Origin of the sequence: Xanthomonas axonopodis pv. maculifoliigardeniae, assembly GCF_041519315.1 — a bacterium.
Taxonomy (GTDB): Bacteria; Pseudomonadota; Gammaproteobacteria; order Xanthomonadales; family Xanthomonadaceae; genus Xanthomonas; species Xanthomonas euvesicatoria.
Window position 1 is genome coordinate 1,968,843 of sequence record NZ_CP167998.1, and the last position, 16,291, is coordinate 1,985,133.

At 65.3% G+C, this 16,291-nt stretch carries 8 protein-coding genes; all 8 read left to right on the top strand.

Features of this window, described 5'->3' with window-relative positions:
• The first annotated feature begins 69 nt into the window (after positions 1 to 69).
• The 8 genes from ACDH77_RS08725 (at position 70) to ACDH77_RS08760 (ending at position 15,943) form a co-directional block, all read left to right on the top strand.
• A complete protein-coding gene (locus ACDH77_RS08725) occupies positions 70 to 2,325 on the top strand; it encodes a cellulase (RefSeq protein WP_031422328.1) in 2,256 nt (751 codons plus the stop codon).
• An 88-nt stretch (positions 2,326 to 2,413) separates the two neighbouring features.
• Positions 2,414 to 4,330, top strand: coding sequence for a sialate O-acetylesterase (locus tag ACDH77_RS08730; RefSeq protein ID WP_218488605.1), 1,917 nt, complete (start codon positions 2,414 to 2,416; stop codon positions 4,328 to 4,330).
• 11 nt (positions 4,331 to 4,341) lie between these two features.
• Positions 4,342 to 6,087, top strand: coding sequence for a GH35 family beta-galactosidase GalD (galD, locus tag ACDH77_RS08735; protein ID WP_031422332.1), 1,746 nt, complete (start codon positions 4,342 to 4,344; stop codon positions 6,085 to 6,087).
• A gap of 101 nt (positions 6,088 to 6,188) precedes the next feature.
• Positions 6,189 to 9,092, top strand: coding sequence for a TIM-barrel domain-containing protein (locus ACDH77_RS08740; RefSeq protein ID WP_031422334.1), 2,904 nt, complete (start codon positions 6,189 to 6,191; stop codon positions 9,090 to 9,092).
• Between the two features lie 91 nt (positions 9,093 to 9,183).
• Entirely contained in the window at positions 9,184 to 11,556 is a 2,373-nt protein-coding gene (locus tag ACDH77_RS08745; RefSeq protein WP_372353826.1) for a glycosyl hydrolase family 95 catalytic domain-containing protein, read from the top strand.
• Positions 11,553 to 13,046 (top strand): xylulokinase, encoded by a 1,494-nt coding sequence (gene xylB, locus ACDH77_RS08750; protein ID WP_372353827.1) that lies wholly within the window; start codon positions 11,553 to 11,555, stop codon positions 13,044 to 13,046. The genes ACDH77_RS08745 and xylB overlap by 4 nt, the downstream gene beginning before the upstream one ends.
• A gap of 46 nt (positions 13,047 to 13,092) precedes the next feature.
• Entirely contained in the window at positions 13,093 to 14,430 is a 1,338-nt protein-coding gene (xylA, locus tag ACDH77_RS08755) for a xylose isomerase (RefSeq protein WP_372353828.1), read from the top strand.
• Positions 14,431 to 14,515: 85 nt separating this feature from the next.
• Complete coding sequence (locus ACDH77_RS08760) at positions 14,516 to 15,943, top strand: sugar porter family MFS transporter (protein WP_218502625.1); 1,428 nt, start codon at positions 14,516 to 14,518, stop codon at positions 15,941 to 15,943.
• Positions 15,944 to 16,291 lie beyond the last annotated feature (348 nt).

Here is a 16,291-nt window from a genome sequence, read left to right on the forward strand (position 1 = left end):
CAGGCAGCTCGTTGGGCCGGTGTTTTCCTATCGATGGCCAGGCCATCGATCGCGAGGGGAGCCGGAGGAATGATCGCCGTGATCGATCCGCCTACTAAGCGCCGTTTTTCCGCAGCACATGCGTGGCTGACTGCTGTCTGCCTGACGCTGGTGGTGCTCTTCATGCCGTCCGAGGGATCTGCGGACGAGCCCGGCACGCCGGCACCGTATCAGTGGCACAGCGTGGCCATCGGGGGGGGCGGTTTTGTCACCGGCGTGCTGTTTCATCCCGCCGAACGCGATCTTGCCTATGCACGCACCGATGTCGGTGGTGCCTATCGCTGGGACGCGCAGGCGCAGCAGTGGGTCGCGCTGACCGATTGGTTGGGGGCCGACGACTGGAATCTGATGGGAATCGACGCCTTTGCGGTCGATCCTGCCGACGCGAACGCGCTGTACCTGGCTGCTGGCACCTACATGCACGAACGCGCCGGCAATGCGGCTGTGTTGCGTTCGTTCGATCGCGGGAAGCATTTCGAACGCGCCGATCTGCCGTTCAAGCTCGGTGGCAATCAATTGGGCCGCGCCAATGGCGAGCGGCTGGCGGTGGACCCGCACGACGGCCGTGTGCTGTTGCTTGGCTCGCGTGATGCAGGCCTGTGGCGCAGCGACGATCGCGGCGCGCACTGGACGCGGGTGGAGACCTTTCCAGCCGATGCACTGGCAGGGGCCACGGCACGCAACCATGTCGGAAACGAACAGGCCGTGGGCATCGCCTTCGTCGTCTTCGACGCCGCCAGCGGCCGTGCTGGCAATCCGACACCACGCATCTATGTGGGCGTTTCCACTGCGCAAACCAGCCTGTACGTCTCCGAAGATGCGGGGCGCACCTGGGCGGCCGTGGCCGGGCAACCCAAGGGGCTGCGCCCCAACCACATGGCCGGTAACAACGCTGGGCAGTGGTACCTGAGCTATGGCGATCACCCTGGCCCGGATCTGATGGCCGGTGGCGCGCTGTGGAATTACGACGCGACGCAGGGCCGCTGGCGCGAGATCAGCCCGATCCCGCAACCGGCGAGTGGGGATGGCTTCGGCTGGGGGGCGGTGGCAGTGGATCCGCAACATCCGCAGGTGCTGCTGACCAGCACCTTCCGCCGCCGCGCGCCGCGCGATGAGGTGTTCCGCAGCGATGACGGCGGGCGCAGCTGGGTTCCGCTGTTGGCGGGTGCGCAGTTCGATCACAGCGCCGCGCCGTGGACCGCGCACGCAACGCCGCACTGGATAGGCGCGCTGGCGATCGATCCGTTCGACGGCAACCACGCCCTGTTCGTCACCGGCTACGGCATCTGGGCCTCGCGCAACCTGCAGACGTTTTCAACGCAGCCGCCGCTGCAGTGGTGGTTCCAGGACCGTGGGCTGGAAGAAACCGTGCCGTTGGATCTGCTCAGCCCGATGGCCGGTGCGCACCTGCTCAGCGCGCTGGGCGATATCGATGGCTTCCGGCATGACGCGTTGGACACCGCACAGTTGCAGTATCTGGGCCCGCGCCTGACCAATGGCGAAAGCATCGATGCCGCCGGCCAGGCACCGCAGTGGGTGGTGCGCAGCGGCACCGTGCGCGATCGCCGCAACAACGAGATCCGCGCGCTGTATTCGCAGGACGGTGGCACGCACTGGGCTGCATTCGCCAGCGAACCGCCGCGCGGGCAGGGGGCAGGCACCATTGCCATCGCCGCCGATGCATCGCAAGTGGTGTGGGTGCCGGACCAAGGCGGGGTGTGGCGCACTGGCAATTTCGGCAAGCACTGGCAGCGCGTGCAGGGCTTGCCCGATACCGCGGTGGTGGTGGCCGACCGCGTCGATGCGCGGCGCTGGTATGCGGCCGATCGGGTGAGTGGGCGCCTGTACGAAAGCAGCGATGGCGCGGCCAGCTTTCGCGATACCGGGCAGCAGGTCGGCGCCCCGGCGCGCGATGAACGTGCGCGCCCGCAACTGCGGCCCGACCCATGGCGTGCGGGCGTGGTGTATCTGGCCAGCCCGACGCTGGGCGTGATGCGTTGGCAGAACGGCCAGTTGCGCACGCTTTCCAAACCCGATGAAGCGCGCTCGCTGGGCATCGGCAAGGCGCTGCGTGCCGGCGCGCCGGCGGCCCTGTATTTGGCCGGGCGCGTGGCGGGCGTGGATGGCATCTTCCGCTCCGACGACGAAGGCGCCCATTGGCGACGCATCAACGACGATGCCCATCGCTTCGGCAAACCGTATGGCGTGACCGGCGACCCGCGGATTGCCGGCCGCGTGTACTTTGCCACCGGTGGCCGTGGCATCTTCTATGGCGATCCACGATGAGCGCCGCGTCGCTGCGCGCGTCATCGCGCTGTCTTACCGTGTACGGCGCTGCGCGCCGCCTGGCTGCGCCGACTTTGGAGATCACTGCATGACCGCTTCTTTCGTTCGTCGTGGCTGCCTGCTGGGCCTGGTGCTGGTCAGTCCGGCGGCCTGGGCGGTGCCAACGCTGCCGCTGCTGTTCGCCGATGGCGCCGTGCTGCAGCGCGATCAGCCGATGCCGGTATGGGGCTGGTCTTCGCCCAACGCCGCGATCACGGTCAGCTTCGACGGCAAGCGCGCCACCGCCAAGGCCGACGCAACAGGGCAATGGAAGGTCAGGCTGCCTGCGCACGCTGCCGGTGGCCCCTACGTGCTGCGTGTGCAGGGCGACGGGGGGGAGCTGCAGGTGCGCGAGGTGCTGGTCGGCGATGTGTGGCTGGCCAGCGGGCAATCGAACATGGAATGGCCGCTGGCCCAGGCCAGCGACGGCCCGCAAGCGGTGGCCGCTGCCAACGATGCGCAGCTACGGCATTTCAAGGTGCCCAAATCGTGGTCGGTGCAGCCGCAGACGCGCCTGACCGGCGGCGAGTGGAAGGCCGCAACGCCTGCCAACGCCGGTGAATTCACTGCGGTTGGCTATTTCTTCGCCAAGGAGCTGCGCGCCAGCACCGGCGTGCCGATCGGCATCGTCAACAGTACCTGGGGCGGCAGCGCGATCGAAGCGTGGATGGACGCTACGTCGTTGGGCCTGAGCGCCGATCAGAACAAGGGCGCGATCGAGGCGATCAAGCAACGCGACGCCGCAGCGCAGGCCGCCACCGGCAAGCGCATCGCGCGTTGGCCCAAGGTGGAAGGCGAGATGCCGCAATGGCGCGAAGCGGCGTTCGACGACAGCGACTGGGACAGCATCCCGGTCACCAAGCAATGGGAATCCAGCGGCTACGACGGCATGGACGGCATCGCCTGGTATCGCACGACCATGACGCTCAGCGCTGCCGAGGCCAAGGCCGGCATCACCTTGGGCGTGGGCCAGATCGACGATTCGGATACCACCTACGTCAACGGCCAGCAGGTCGGCAGCACCGAAAAGCAATGGAACCTGCCACGCGTATATCAGGTGCCGGCTGCAGCGCTCAAGGCCGGCGTCAACCACATTGCGGTCCGCGTGGAAGACCTCAGCGGCGGTGGCGGCATGCATGGCCCGGATGAACAACGCTTCGTGCAGACCAGTGCCGGTGCCAAGCGTGCGCTGGGCGGCTGGAAATTCCGCCCGGCCGCGGTGCGGGTGTCGTTGACCGACAACAAGAATCAGCTGCCCACGCTGCTGTACAACCAGATGATCCATCCGCTGCAGCCGTTCCCGGTCAAGGGCGTGATCTGGTACCAGGGCGAAACCAATGCCACCGACACCGGCGCGGTGAAATACCGCGAGCAGTTCGCAGCGATGATCCGGCAATGGCGTGCCGAGCGCGGCGACAAAACGCTGCCGTTCCTGTGGGTGCAGCTGGCCAACTTCAAGGCCGGTGGCGACACGGGTGAGCTGAGCCCGTGGGCACTGTTGCGCGAGTCGCAGTCCAAGACGCTGGCGCTGCCGGCAACCGGGCAGGCGGTGATCATCGACATCGGCAACCCCACCGACATCCATCCCACCAACAAGCGCGATGTCGGTCATCGCCTTGCGCTTGCTGCACGCCATGTGGCGTACGGCCAAACGCTGGTGTACAGCGCGCCGGTATTCAAGCGCGCGCGCTTTGACGGCGGCAAGGCGGTGCTGAGCTTCGACTTGCAGGGCAGTGCGCTGCAGGTGCGTGGCGGCGGTGCCGTGCAGGGCTTTGGTATTGCCGGCGCCGATCAACGCTTCCACCCGGCCAGCGCGCAGATCGAGGGCGACCGCGTGATCGTGCGCAGCGATGCCGTCGCCGCACCGGTCGCGGTGCGCTACGGCTGGAGCGAAAACCCGGACGACGCCAACCTGATCAATCGCGACGCCCTTCCTGTTTCCCCCTTCCGCACCGATACCTGGTGACACGGAGTCTTATGTCCATGCATTCCCCCGTTGCACGTGCCATGTCCCATTCCAGCGCACGGCGTTGCCTGCGCCCGCTGCTGCTGTCCGCGCTGACGCTGGCCCTGGCTGGCTGCCAATCTGGCGACAAGGGCGATGCCGGCAAACCTGCTGCAACCAACGCTGCTGCTGCAAGCACCGCTGCAGCAACGCCGGACAACGCGCAGGCGCCGGCTGCACAGACGCCCATGCCGCAGTTCGTCAGCAAGGACGGCAAGCATGCGCTGATGGTCGACGGTGCGCCGTTCCTGATCCTGGGCGCGCAGGTCAACAACTCCAGCAACTACCCCGGCATCATGGACAAGGTGTGGCCGGCCATGCAGGTGCTCGGCCCCAACACCGTGCAGGTGCCGATCGCCTGGGAACAGGTGGAGCCGGAAGAAGGCAGGTTCGATTTCTCCTTCGTCGATACGCTGCTGGGCCAGGCACGCGAGCACAAGGTACGCCTGGTGCTGCTGTGGTTCGCAACCTGGAAGAACAATGGCCCACAGTACGCGCCGCATTGGGTCAAGACCGATAACCAGCGCTTCCCGCGCGTGGTCACCCGCGAAGGCAAGTCGATCGGTTCGTTGTCGCCGCATGCGCAGGCCACGCTGGATGCCGACCGCAAGGCGTTCGTCGCCTTCATGCAGCACCTGAAGAAGGTGGACCCGCAGCACACCGTGATCATGATCCAGCCGGAGAACGAGGCGGGCACCTACGGCAGCGTGCGCGACTTCTCGCCGATGGCGCAGAAGCTGTTCGACGGCGCAGTGCCGGACGAGTTGATCAAGCGCATGAACAAGCAGCCGGGCACCTGGGCGCAGGTGTTCGGTGCCGATGCCGACGAAATCTTCCACGCATGGTCGATCGGCCGTTACATCGACCAGGTAGCCGAAGCGGGCAAGGCCGAGTATCCGTTGCCGATGTACGTCAATGCCGCGCTGCGCGGCCCGTTCAATCCAGGCCAGCCCGGCCAGTACGCCAGCGGTGGCCCCACCGACAACGTGCTGGATGTCTGGAAGGCGGCCGGCCCGCATATCGACCTGCTGGCGCCGGACATCTACATGCCCGAATACCGCATGTACACCACGGTGCTGGAACGTTACGCACGCCCGGACAATGCGTTGTTCGTGGCCGAAACCGGCAACCGCCCGGAATACGCGCGCTATCTGTACCCCACGCTGGGCCATGACGGCATCGGCTGGTCGGCCTTCGGCATCGACTACACCCGCTATTCCAACTATCCGCTCGGTGCCAAGCACGTCAACGAAGAGACGCTGGCGCCGTTCGCGCTCGGGTTTCAGGCGGTCAGCATGGGCATGCGACCGTTCGCCAAGGCCGCTTCCGAAGGCAAGCTGCATGGCACTGCCGAAGAACCCGGCCAGGCCGTGCAGGAGCTCAAGCTCAACGACCGTTGGAGCGCCACCATCACCTATGGCGTGCCGCAATTCTGGTTCAAGGGTGACCCGCCGGGTAACCCCGAACCGATCGGCGCCGCGCTGATCGCCGAGCTGAGCCCGGACGAATTCCTGGTCACCGGTTACCACGCGCGCGTGACCCTGCATCCGGCCAGCGATGCCACCGCCAACATGATCTACGACCGTGTCGAGGAAGGTGTGTACGAAGGCAACGATTGGAAATTCCAGCGCAACTGGAATGGCGACCAGACCGATTACGGCGTCAACTTTTCCAGCGTGCCGCAGCTGCTCAAGATCAAGCTGGCAACCTACAAATAAGCGCGCCTGCCACAACGCCGCGATGCCGCGACGGCATCGCCTCGCCTTACCCATGCGCTGCCGCCCCCGCGGCACCGTTTCGTCATTCAAAGGGAGTGATCATGCAAACCACCATCCGTTCCGCCGGCGCCGTGCCTGCCAACCGACGTACGCCACTGGCCCAGTGCCTGGCCTTGTCGCTGGCCCTGTTGGCCAACGCCGCGCATGCGCAGGAAGTACGCAAGGCCGGCGATGGCGTCACCGTGGTGCCGAGCGCCAAGGGCGCCGCGCCGGTGCGCCTGCAAGTGGTCGACAGCGGCATCATCCGCGTCAGCGCAGATCCGGACGGCGACTTCGCGCGCAGCCCCAGCCTGATGCGCGTGCCGGTGCAGGGCGACACCGCGTTCCAGATGGCCGAGCAGGGCGACAGCGTGCAGCTGAAGACCGGCAAGGTCACTGCCAGCATCTCCACCGTCGATGGCCATGTCAGTTTTGCCGATGCCAACGGCAAGCCGGTGCTGTCGGAAGTGGCCGGCGGGCGCAGCTTTGCGCCGTTGAAGGCCGAGGGCAAGCAGTACCTGAGCGTGCGCCAGCGCTTCCAGTCGCCCGCTGACGAAGCGCTGTACGGCTTCGGCCAGCATCAGCAGGGCTGGATGAACCAGAAGGGGCGCAACGTCGAGTTGCAGCAGAACAACATCGACATGGCGGTGCCGTACCTGGTGTCCAGCCGCAACTACGGCCTGCTGTGGGACAACAACTCGATCACCCGCCTGGGCGACCCGCGCGGCCTGCAGCCGCTGCCGAAGACGCTGAAGTTGTACGACGCCAAGGGCAAGGCCGGCGCACTGACCGCGCGCTATGCGATCAACGGCAAGCAAATCCTCGAACGCCGCGAGAGCGAGGTGAACTACCAATACCTCAGCGATCTGCCCAAGTACCCGAAGAAGGCGATCACCAAGGACAAGAACAGCCGCATGCAAGTGACCTGGGAGGGCGAGATCGAAGCGCTCACCGGTGGCGAACACACCTTCTCGCTGTATTCGAGCGAATACGCCAAGTTATATGTGGACGGCAAGCTGGTGATCGATCGCTGGCGCCAGAACTGGAACCCGTGGAACCACGAATTCAAGCTCGATCTCGAGCCGGGCCAGCGCCACACCGTCAAGATCGAATGGGACCTGATCGACCCCAGCTACATCGCGCTGCTGCATCGCGACCCGCTGCCGGCCGCCGAAGCGAAGGATCTGTCGTTGTGGTCCGAAGCCGGCCAGATGATCGACTACTACTTCGTCTCCGCCGATTCGTACGACCAGGCAGTGGCCGGCTACCGCGAACTCACCGGCAAGTCGACGATGCTGCCCAAATGGGCCTACGGCTTCTGGCAGAGCCGTGAGCGCTACAAGAGCCAGGACGAGCTGGTGGGCGCGGTGGCCGAATACCGCAAGCGCAAACTGTCGTTGGACAACATCGTGCTCGACTGGTCGTACTGGCCGGAAGACGCCTGGGGCTCGCACGATTTCGACAAGCAGCACTTCCCGGACCCGGACGGCATGGTCAAGGCCGTGCACGACATGCATGCGCAGATCATGATTTCGATCTGGCCCAAGTTCTATCCCACCACCGCCAACTACAAGGAGCTGGACGCCGCCGGTTTCATGTTCAAGCGCAACGTGGAAGTGGGCGAACTGGACTGGATCGGCAAGGGCTACAAGAACTCGTTCTACGACCCGTATTCGGAAAAGGCGCAGGCGATCTATTGGCGCCAGATCAACGAAAAGCTCAACAGCAAGGGCTTCGATGCCTGGTGGATGGACGCCGACGAGCCGGACGTGCATTCCAACCTGGACATCGCCGAGCGCAAGGCCCGCACCACGCCCAACGCGCTGGGCTCGTCCACCGAATACTTCAACTCCTACCCGTTGCCACACACGCATGGCGTGTACGTGGGCGACCGTGCGGCCGACGACAAGCGCGTGTTCATCCTCTCGCGCAAGGGCTATGCCGGCACCCAGCGCAATGCGGTGGCAGTGTGGAGCGGCGACATCGTGTCGCGCTGGGACGACATGCGCGACCAGATCTCCGGTGGCGTGAACATGGCCCTGTCGGGCCTGCCCAACTGGACCTTCGACATCGGCGGCTTTGCGGTGGAGAAGCGTTATGAAGACCAGGATCCGGCCCACCTGCCGGAATGGCGCGAGCTCAACACGCGCTGGTTCCAGTTCGGTGCGTTCGTGCCGATCTTCCGGTCGCACGGCCAGTTCCCGTACCGCGAAATCTGGAACATCGCACCGGAAGGTACGCCGTTCTACGAGAGCATGGCCTACTACAACCGTTTGCGTTATGCGTTGCTGCCGTACATCTACAGCCTGGCCGGCGACACCTACCAGCGCGATGGCGTGATCATGCGCGGCATGATGATGGACTTCCCGAGCGACCCCAAGGTGCGCGACATCAACGACCAGTACCTGTTCGGGCCGGCGTTCCTGGTCGCACCGGTAACCCGCTTCGGCGCCACCTCGCGGCAGGTGTATCTGCCGGCCGGCAGCAGCTGGCTGGATTTCGCTACCGGCAAGCGTTACGAGGGTGGCCAGAGCATCGAAGCTGCCGCACCGATCGAGCGCATGCCGTTGTTCGTGCGTGCCGGTTCCATCGTGCCCACCGGCCCGGTGCAGGAATACGTCGACCAGGTGCCGGATGCACCGCTCACCGTGGTGGTCTACACCGGTGCCGATGGCCAGTTCTCGCTGTATGAAGACGATGGCAAAGGCTACGGTTACGAGAAGGGCGAGTTCAGCCGCATCCCGCTGGTCTGGAATCAGGCCAAGGGCGAGTTGAGCATCGGCAAGCGCGAAGGCAGCTGGACCGGCATGCAGGCCAAACGCACCATCAACGTGCGCTTCGTCGACGGCCCGCGCGAGGATGCCGGCGCGCTCGCGCCCAAGACCGACGCCAGCATCCAGTACGACGGCAAGCCGGTCAGCGTGTTGCAGCGCAAGATTGCGTCGGGCAAAGCGCGTCGTCGATGATCGCAGGCTGTCTTCAGTCGATGAGCACCCAGATGCCGGAACGCCGCAAGGCAGGCGCGCGCGGTTCCGGTCAGTCAGCACGGCGGTTGCCGTGCTGAGCCGTCGTGAGCTGTGCAAGGCAACCGGGGCCGCCATTGCGGTCCTTGGCGCCGGGCCGGCGGCTGCACAGGCCGCGCAGGCTTCGAAAAAAACCGCGCTCCCGCCCGTCGCGGCAGCGCAGGCCCTGCAGCTGTGGTATCGCGAGCCGGCCAATCAATGGGTGGAAGCCTTGCCGGTCGGCAACGGGCGATTGGGCGCGATGGTGTGGGGCGGTATCGCCCACGAGCGCCTGCAGCTCAATGAAGACACGCTGTATGCAGGCGGGCCCTACGATTCCACCAGCCCTGACGCACTGGCCGCGTTGCCGCAGGTGCGTGCGCTGATCTTCGCCGGGCGCTACGCAGAGGCCGAACAACTGGCCGATGCCAAACTGCTCTCGCGCCCGCTCAAGCAGATGCCGTACCAACCGTTGGGCGATCTGCTGCTGGATTTCGATCGCGCCGACGGCATCAGCGACTATCGCCGTCAGCTCGATCTGGACACGGCGGTGGCCACCACCACGTTCCGCTCCGGCGGCGCGGTGCATCGGCGCGAGGTGTTCGTTTCTGCGCAGGCGCAATGCATCGTGGTGCGGCTGTCGTGCGACCGCCCCGGCGGTATTTCGGTGCGTGTGGGCATCGATAGCCCGCAAACCGGCGAGGTCACCGCCGAGCAGGGCGGTTTGCTGTTCAGTGGTCGCAACGGCAGCTTCGCCGGCATCGAGGGCAAGCTGCGGTTTGCATTGCGGGTGCTGCCGCAGGTGCGCGGCGGCAAACTCAGCCAAGTGCGCGACCGTCTACGCATCGACGCGGCCGACGAAGTGGTGTTGCTGCTCAGCGCCGCGACCAGTTACCAACGTTTCAATGCGGTCGATGGCGATCCGCTCGCATCGACCGCCGCATGCCTGCGCAAGGCTGCCAAGCTGGATTTTCCCGCGTTGTTGCGCGCGCACCTGGCCGATCATCAACGCCTGTTCCGGCGCGTGGCGATCGACCTCGGCAGCAGCGCGGCCACGCAGCTGCCTACCGACGAACGCGTGCAGCGGTTCGCCGAAGGCAATGATCCGGCACTGGCTGCGCTGTATCACCAATACGGACGTTACCTGCTGATCTGCAGCTCGCGGCCCGGCACCCAGCCAGCCAACCTGCAGGGCATCTGGAACGACCTGATGCAGCCGCCGTGGGAAAGCAAGTACACCATCAACATCAACACCGAGATGAACTACTGGCCCAGCGAGGCCAACGCATTGCACGAATGCGTTGAACCGCTGGAAGCCATGCTGTTCGATCTGGCCCAGACCGGCGCGCACACCGCCAGGGCGATCTACGACGCGCCGGGTTGGGTGGTCCACAACAATACCGATCTGTGGCGCCAGGCCGGCCCGATCGACGGCGCGCAATGGAGCCTGTGGCCGCTGGGCGGCGTATGGCTGCTGCAGCAACTGTGGGACCGCTGGGATTACGGCCGCGACCGCGCGTACCTGAGCAAGGTCTACCCGTTGTTCAAGGGCGCCGCCGAATTCTTCGTCGCCACGTTGATGCGCGATCCGCAGACCGGCGCGATGGTCACCAATCCGTCGATGTCGCCGGAAAACCAGCATCCCTTCGGTGCGGCCGTGTGCGCCGGTCCCAGCATGGACGCGCAGCTGCTGCGCGATTTGTTCGCGCAATGCATCGCCATGAGCAAGTTGCTCGGCATCGATGCGGAATTGGCCCAGCAATTGGCAGCCTTGCGCGAACAATTGCCACCCAACCGCATCGGCAAGGCAGGGCAGTTGCAGGAATGGCAGCAGGACTGGGACATGCAGGCGCCGGAGATCCACCACCGCCACGTCTCGCATCTGTACGCCCTGCATCCTTCCAGTCAGATCAATCTGCGCGATACCCCGGACCTGGCTGCGGCCGCACGCCGCTCGCTGGAAATTCGCGGCGACAACGCCACCGGCTGGGGCATTGGCTGGCGGCTGAACCTGTGGGCGCGGCTGGCCGACGGGGAGCATGCCTACCGCATCCTGCAACTGCTGATTTCGCCCGAACGTACCTATCCGAACCTGTTCGACGCGCATCCGCCGTTCCAGATCGATGGCAACTTCGGCGGCACCGCCGGCATCACCGAGATGCTGCTGCAAAGCTGGGGCGGTAGCGTGTTCCTGCTGCCGGCCTTGCCCAAGGCCTGGCCGCGCGGCAGCGTGCGCGGTCTGCGCGTGCGTGGCGGCGCCAGCGTGGATCTGGAATGGGAGGGCGGCCGCTTGCAGCAGGCACGCTTGCACAGCGATCGTGGCGGGCGCTATCAACTGTCCTACGCAGGGCAGACCCTGGACCTGGAACTGGGCGCAGGCCGCACCCAGCAGGTGGGACTCAACAACAACCGATTGGTGACGCAATGAGCTTGTATGTAGGACTGGATGTGGGCACGCAGAGCGTCAAGCTGGTGGCCTACGATCCGCAGGATCGCGCCGTGGTCGCCACCATCGCCGCGCCCATGGAGCTGATCAGCCGCGACGACGGCACCCGCGAACAACAGGCGCAGTGGTGGATCGACGGCATCGTGCATTGCTTTGCGCAGCTCGATGGCGAACAGCGTGCACGCGTGCGCGGCATTTCCGTCTCCGGCCAGCAGCATGGCTTCGTGCCGGTGGCCGCCGACGGCAGCGTCACCGCGCCGGTCAAGCTGTGGTGCGATACCAGCACGGCGCTGGAATGCGATGAAATCATGGACGCCGTCGGCGGCGCCGCAGGCAGCGTCGCCGCAGCAGGCAACCCCATCATGGCCGGCTATACCGCCTCCAAATTGCCGTGGACGCGCAAGCATCGCCCCGAGGCGTATGCCGCGATGACTACGGTGATGCTGCCGCACGACTACATCAACTTCTGGCTCACCGGCGAGCGCTTTGCCGAAGTGGGCGATGCCTCCGGTACCGGCTGGCTGGACGTGCGTACGCGGCAGTGGTCCGAGCGCATGCTGAGCGCAGTGGATGCCCAACGCAACCTGCGCGATGCGTTGCCACCGCTGGTGGACACGGGCGCGGTCTACGCGTTGTCCGATGTCGCCGCCCAGGCATTGAATCTGCCCGCCGGCGTGCGTGTCACCACCGGCGGCGGCGACAACATGATGGCCGCCATCGGCACCGGCAACGTGGTGCCCGGACGTCTGACCATGAGCCTGGGCACCTCCGGCACCTTGTTCGCCTATGCCGATCACCCGGTAGTGGACGATGAGGCGCGCTGGGCCGCGTTCTGCTCCTCCAGTGGCGGCTGGCTGCCCTTGATCTGCACGATGAACTGCACCGTCGCCACCGAGGCGGTGATGCGCATGTTCTCCATCACCCGCGACCAGACCGAAGCGATGATCGCCGACACCGCGCCGGGCGCCGACGGTCTGGTGTTGCTGCCGTTCTTCAACGGTGAGCGCACCCCGGATCTGCCGGCCGCGCGCGGCTGCCTGTTCGGAATGGATCTGCACAACACCACCGCCGCGCATTTCTATCGCGCCGCGATGGAAGGTGCGACCTACAGCCTGCGCAACGGCTTCGATGCCTTCGTTGCTGCGGGGTTGCAGTTCGATACCATCCTGCTCACGGGCGGCGGCAGCAAGAGCGCGCAGTGGCGGCAGATGGTGGCCGACATCTTCAACCTGCAGGTCGTCGTGCCGACCCAGCCCGAAGGCGCTGCGTTCGGTGCCGCGCTACAGGCATTGTGGGCCTGCGAGCGCGCCGATGGCGGCGATGCCGCGTTGGCCGACGTGGTGCTGGAGCACCTGCAGGTGGACGATGTGCTTGCCGCACAGCCCAACCCGCAGCGCGTGGTCCAGTATCAGCAGCACTACCAGACCTTCCTCAAGCACCTGCATGTCGTCAGCCCGCTCTATGCCGGTTGATCGATAGTTTTCTACAACTCCCCCAGCAGCAAGGACTTCACACCCCATGAGCAACACCGTGTACATCGGCGCGAAAGAATATTTCCCCGGCATCGGCAAGATCGGTTTCGAAGGCCGCGATTCGGACAACCCGCTCGCGTTCAAGGTCTACGACGCCAACAAAACCATCGGCGACAAGACCATGGCCGAGCATCTGCGCTTTGCCGTGGCCTACTGGCACAGCTTCTGCGGCAATGGCGCCGACCCGTTCGGCCCGGGCACGCGGGCGTATCCGTGGGATGCGGGCACTACCGCGTTGAACCGTGCCGAAGCCAAGGCCGATGCGGCGTTCGAGTTCTTCACCAAGCTCGGCGTGCCCTACTACTGCTTCCACGACATCGACCTGGCACCGGATGCCGACGACATCGGCGAGTACGAAAAGAATCTCAAACACATGGTGGGCATCGCCAAGCAGCGTCAGGCCGACACCGGCATCAAGCTGTTGTGGGGCACGGCCAACCTGTTCTCGCATCCGCGCTACATGAATGGTGCATCGACCAACCCGGACTTCAATGTCGTGGCGCGTGCGGCGGTGCAGGTCAAGGCCGCGATCGATGCGACCGTTGAACTCGGTGGCGAGAACTACGTGTTCTGGGGCGGCCGCGAAGGCTATGCCTGCCTGCACAACACGCAGATGAAGCGCGAGCAGGACAACATGGCGCGCTTCCTCACCCTGGCGCGCGACTACGGCCGCGCGATTGGCTTCAAGGGCAATTTCCTGATCGAGCCCAAGCCCATGGAGCCGATGAAGCACCAGTACGATTTCGATAGCGCCACGGTGATCGGCTTCCTGCGCCAGCATGGCCTGGACAAAGACTTCAAGCTCAACATCGAGGCCAACCACGCCACCTTGTCCGGCCATAGCTTCGAGCATGACCTGCAGGTGGCATCCGATGCCGGCCTGCTCGGCAGCATCGATGCCAACCGCGGCAACCCGCAGAACGGCTGGGACACCGACCAGTTCCCGACCGATCTGTACGACACCGTCGGCGCCATGCTGGTGGTACTGCGGCAGGGTGGCCTGGCACCGGGCGGTTTGAACTTCGATGCCAAGGTGCGTCGCGAATCGTCCGACCCGCAGGACCTGTTCCTGGCCCACATCGGCGGCATGGATGCGTTCGCACGCGGGCTGGAAGTGGCCAACGCGCTGCTGACCACCTCGCCGCTGGAACAGTGGCGTGCCGAGCGTTACGCCAGCTTCGACAGCGGCGCCGGCGCGGACTTTGCCGCAGGCAAGACCACGCTGGCCGATCTGGCCAAGCACGCGGCCGGCAATGCGCCCCAGCAGCTCAGCGGCCGCCAGGAAGCGTATGAAAACCTGATCAATCAGTATCTGACGCGTTGATGTCCCGTGGCCGGCGGCGCATTGCGTCGCCGGCCGATGGCGGCCACCCCCGTGGACGCTCCCTTGCACGTTCCCAGGTGAACCCATGTCCAGTGTTTCCATTGACGGCGCCCCCGATGCCGGCGAGAACACCCGTTTCATCATCCTGATTAGTTGCGTGGCCACGATCGGTGGCTTCCTGTTCGGCTTCGACAGCGGCGTGATCAATGGCACCGTCGACGGCCTGAAACAGACCTTCCAATCCACCGCCGCCGAGACCGGCTTCGAGGTCGCCTCGATGCTGCTGGGCTGCGCCATCGGCGCCTTCTTTGCCGGCCGCCTGGCCGACCGCTGGGGCCGCCGCGCGGTCCTGATCATTTCCGCTGCGCTGTTCCTGCTCTCGGCCATCGGCGCCGGTGCTTCGCACAGTTCCGGCTTCTTCATCTTCGCCCGCGTGATGGGCGGCTTCGCGGTGGGGGCGGCCAGCGTCATTTCGCCGGCCTACATCGCCGAGGTCGCCTCCGCGCGCTATCGCGGCCGGCTGGCCACGATGCAGCAGATCGCCATCATCAGCGGGCTGTTCTGCGCGTTTCTGAGCAACTACCTGCTGGCCAACGCCGCCGGCGCTTCCACCGAGCCGCTATGGGCCGGGCAGGCCGCCTGGCGTTGGATGTTCTGGATGCAGGCGGTTCCCTCCATCCTGTTCCTGTTGCTGCTGCTGCTCATCCCGGAAAGCCCGCGCTACCTGGTGGTCAAGGGGCGCCGCGAGCAGGCGCTGGTGGTGCTCAAGCGCCTGTACGGCAACGCCGCCGCGCAGACCAAGCTGGGCGAGATTTCCGCCTCGATGGCGGCCGACCAGCACAAGCCCAAGTTCTCCGACCTGATCAACAAGGCCACCGGCAAGATCCGCCCCATCGTCTGGATCGGTATTGGCCTGGCGGTGTTCCAGCAACTGGTGGGCATCAACGTGGTGTTCTACTACGGCGCGGTGTTGTGGCAGGCAGTGGGCTTTTCCGAGCAGGATGCGCTGTTGATCAACGTGCTTTCCGGCGGCCTCAGCATCGGCGCCTGCCTGGTTACGGTGATGCTGGTGGACAAGATCGGCCGCAAGCCGCTGCTGTGGATCGGCTCGGCCGGCATGGCCGTCTCGCTGGCCTTGGTGACCTACGCGTTTGCCACTGCCTCGCTGGATCCCAACGGCAAGCTTGCGATGTCCGATGCCATGGGCATGCTCGCCCTGGTGGCCGCCAACGTCTACGTGGTGTTCTTCAATGCCTCGTGGGGCCCAGTGATGTGGGTGATGCTGGGTGAAATGTTCCCCAACCAGATCCGCGGCTCGGGCCTGGCCATTGCCGGTGCCGCGCAGTGGACGTCCAACTTCGCCATCACCGTCAGCTTCCCGATCCTGCTCGGCAGTATTGGTCTGGCCGGTGCGTACGGCATCTACACCGTCGCTGCCTTCATCTCGGTGTTCTTCGTGCTCAAGTACGTCTACGAGACCAAGGGCAAGGAGTTGGAGCAGATGGAGGGCTGAATCAGTTGCGTGTGCGACAGCTATGCGTGCTGCGATAAAGGCCGCCAAGGGCGGCCTTTATCGCGTCTGTGCATGTCCGTTGGTTGAGCATGAATCTGGCCCGAAACTATTAATAACTCGGCAAGGCCTCGTCTCCCGGCAGTCGCGGGGCGCTTGTGGTAGCTGCTGAACGCCGTGGCCTTGCCGCCACTGATTCGTCAAGGTTGATGATGCTAAACGTGTCACTGCACCAGCGAAGTGCATGATGTCGTTACGCAGTGGTGACGAGCCGGTAGGCTGTCTGGCTTTTTCCGCAATGTGTGCGCCACCGCTATACTCCGGCGGTCGATTCCCTCCAGACTAGGGCGC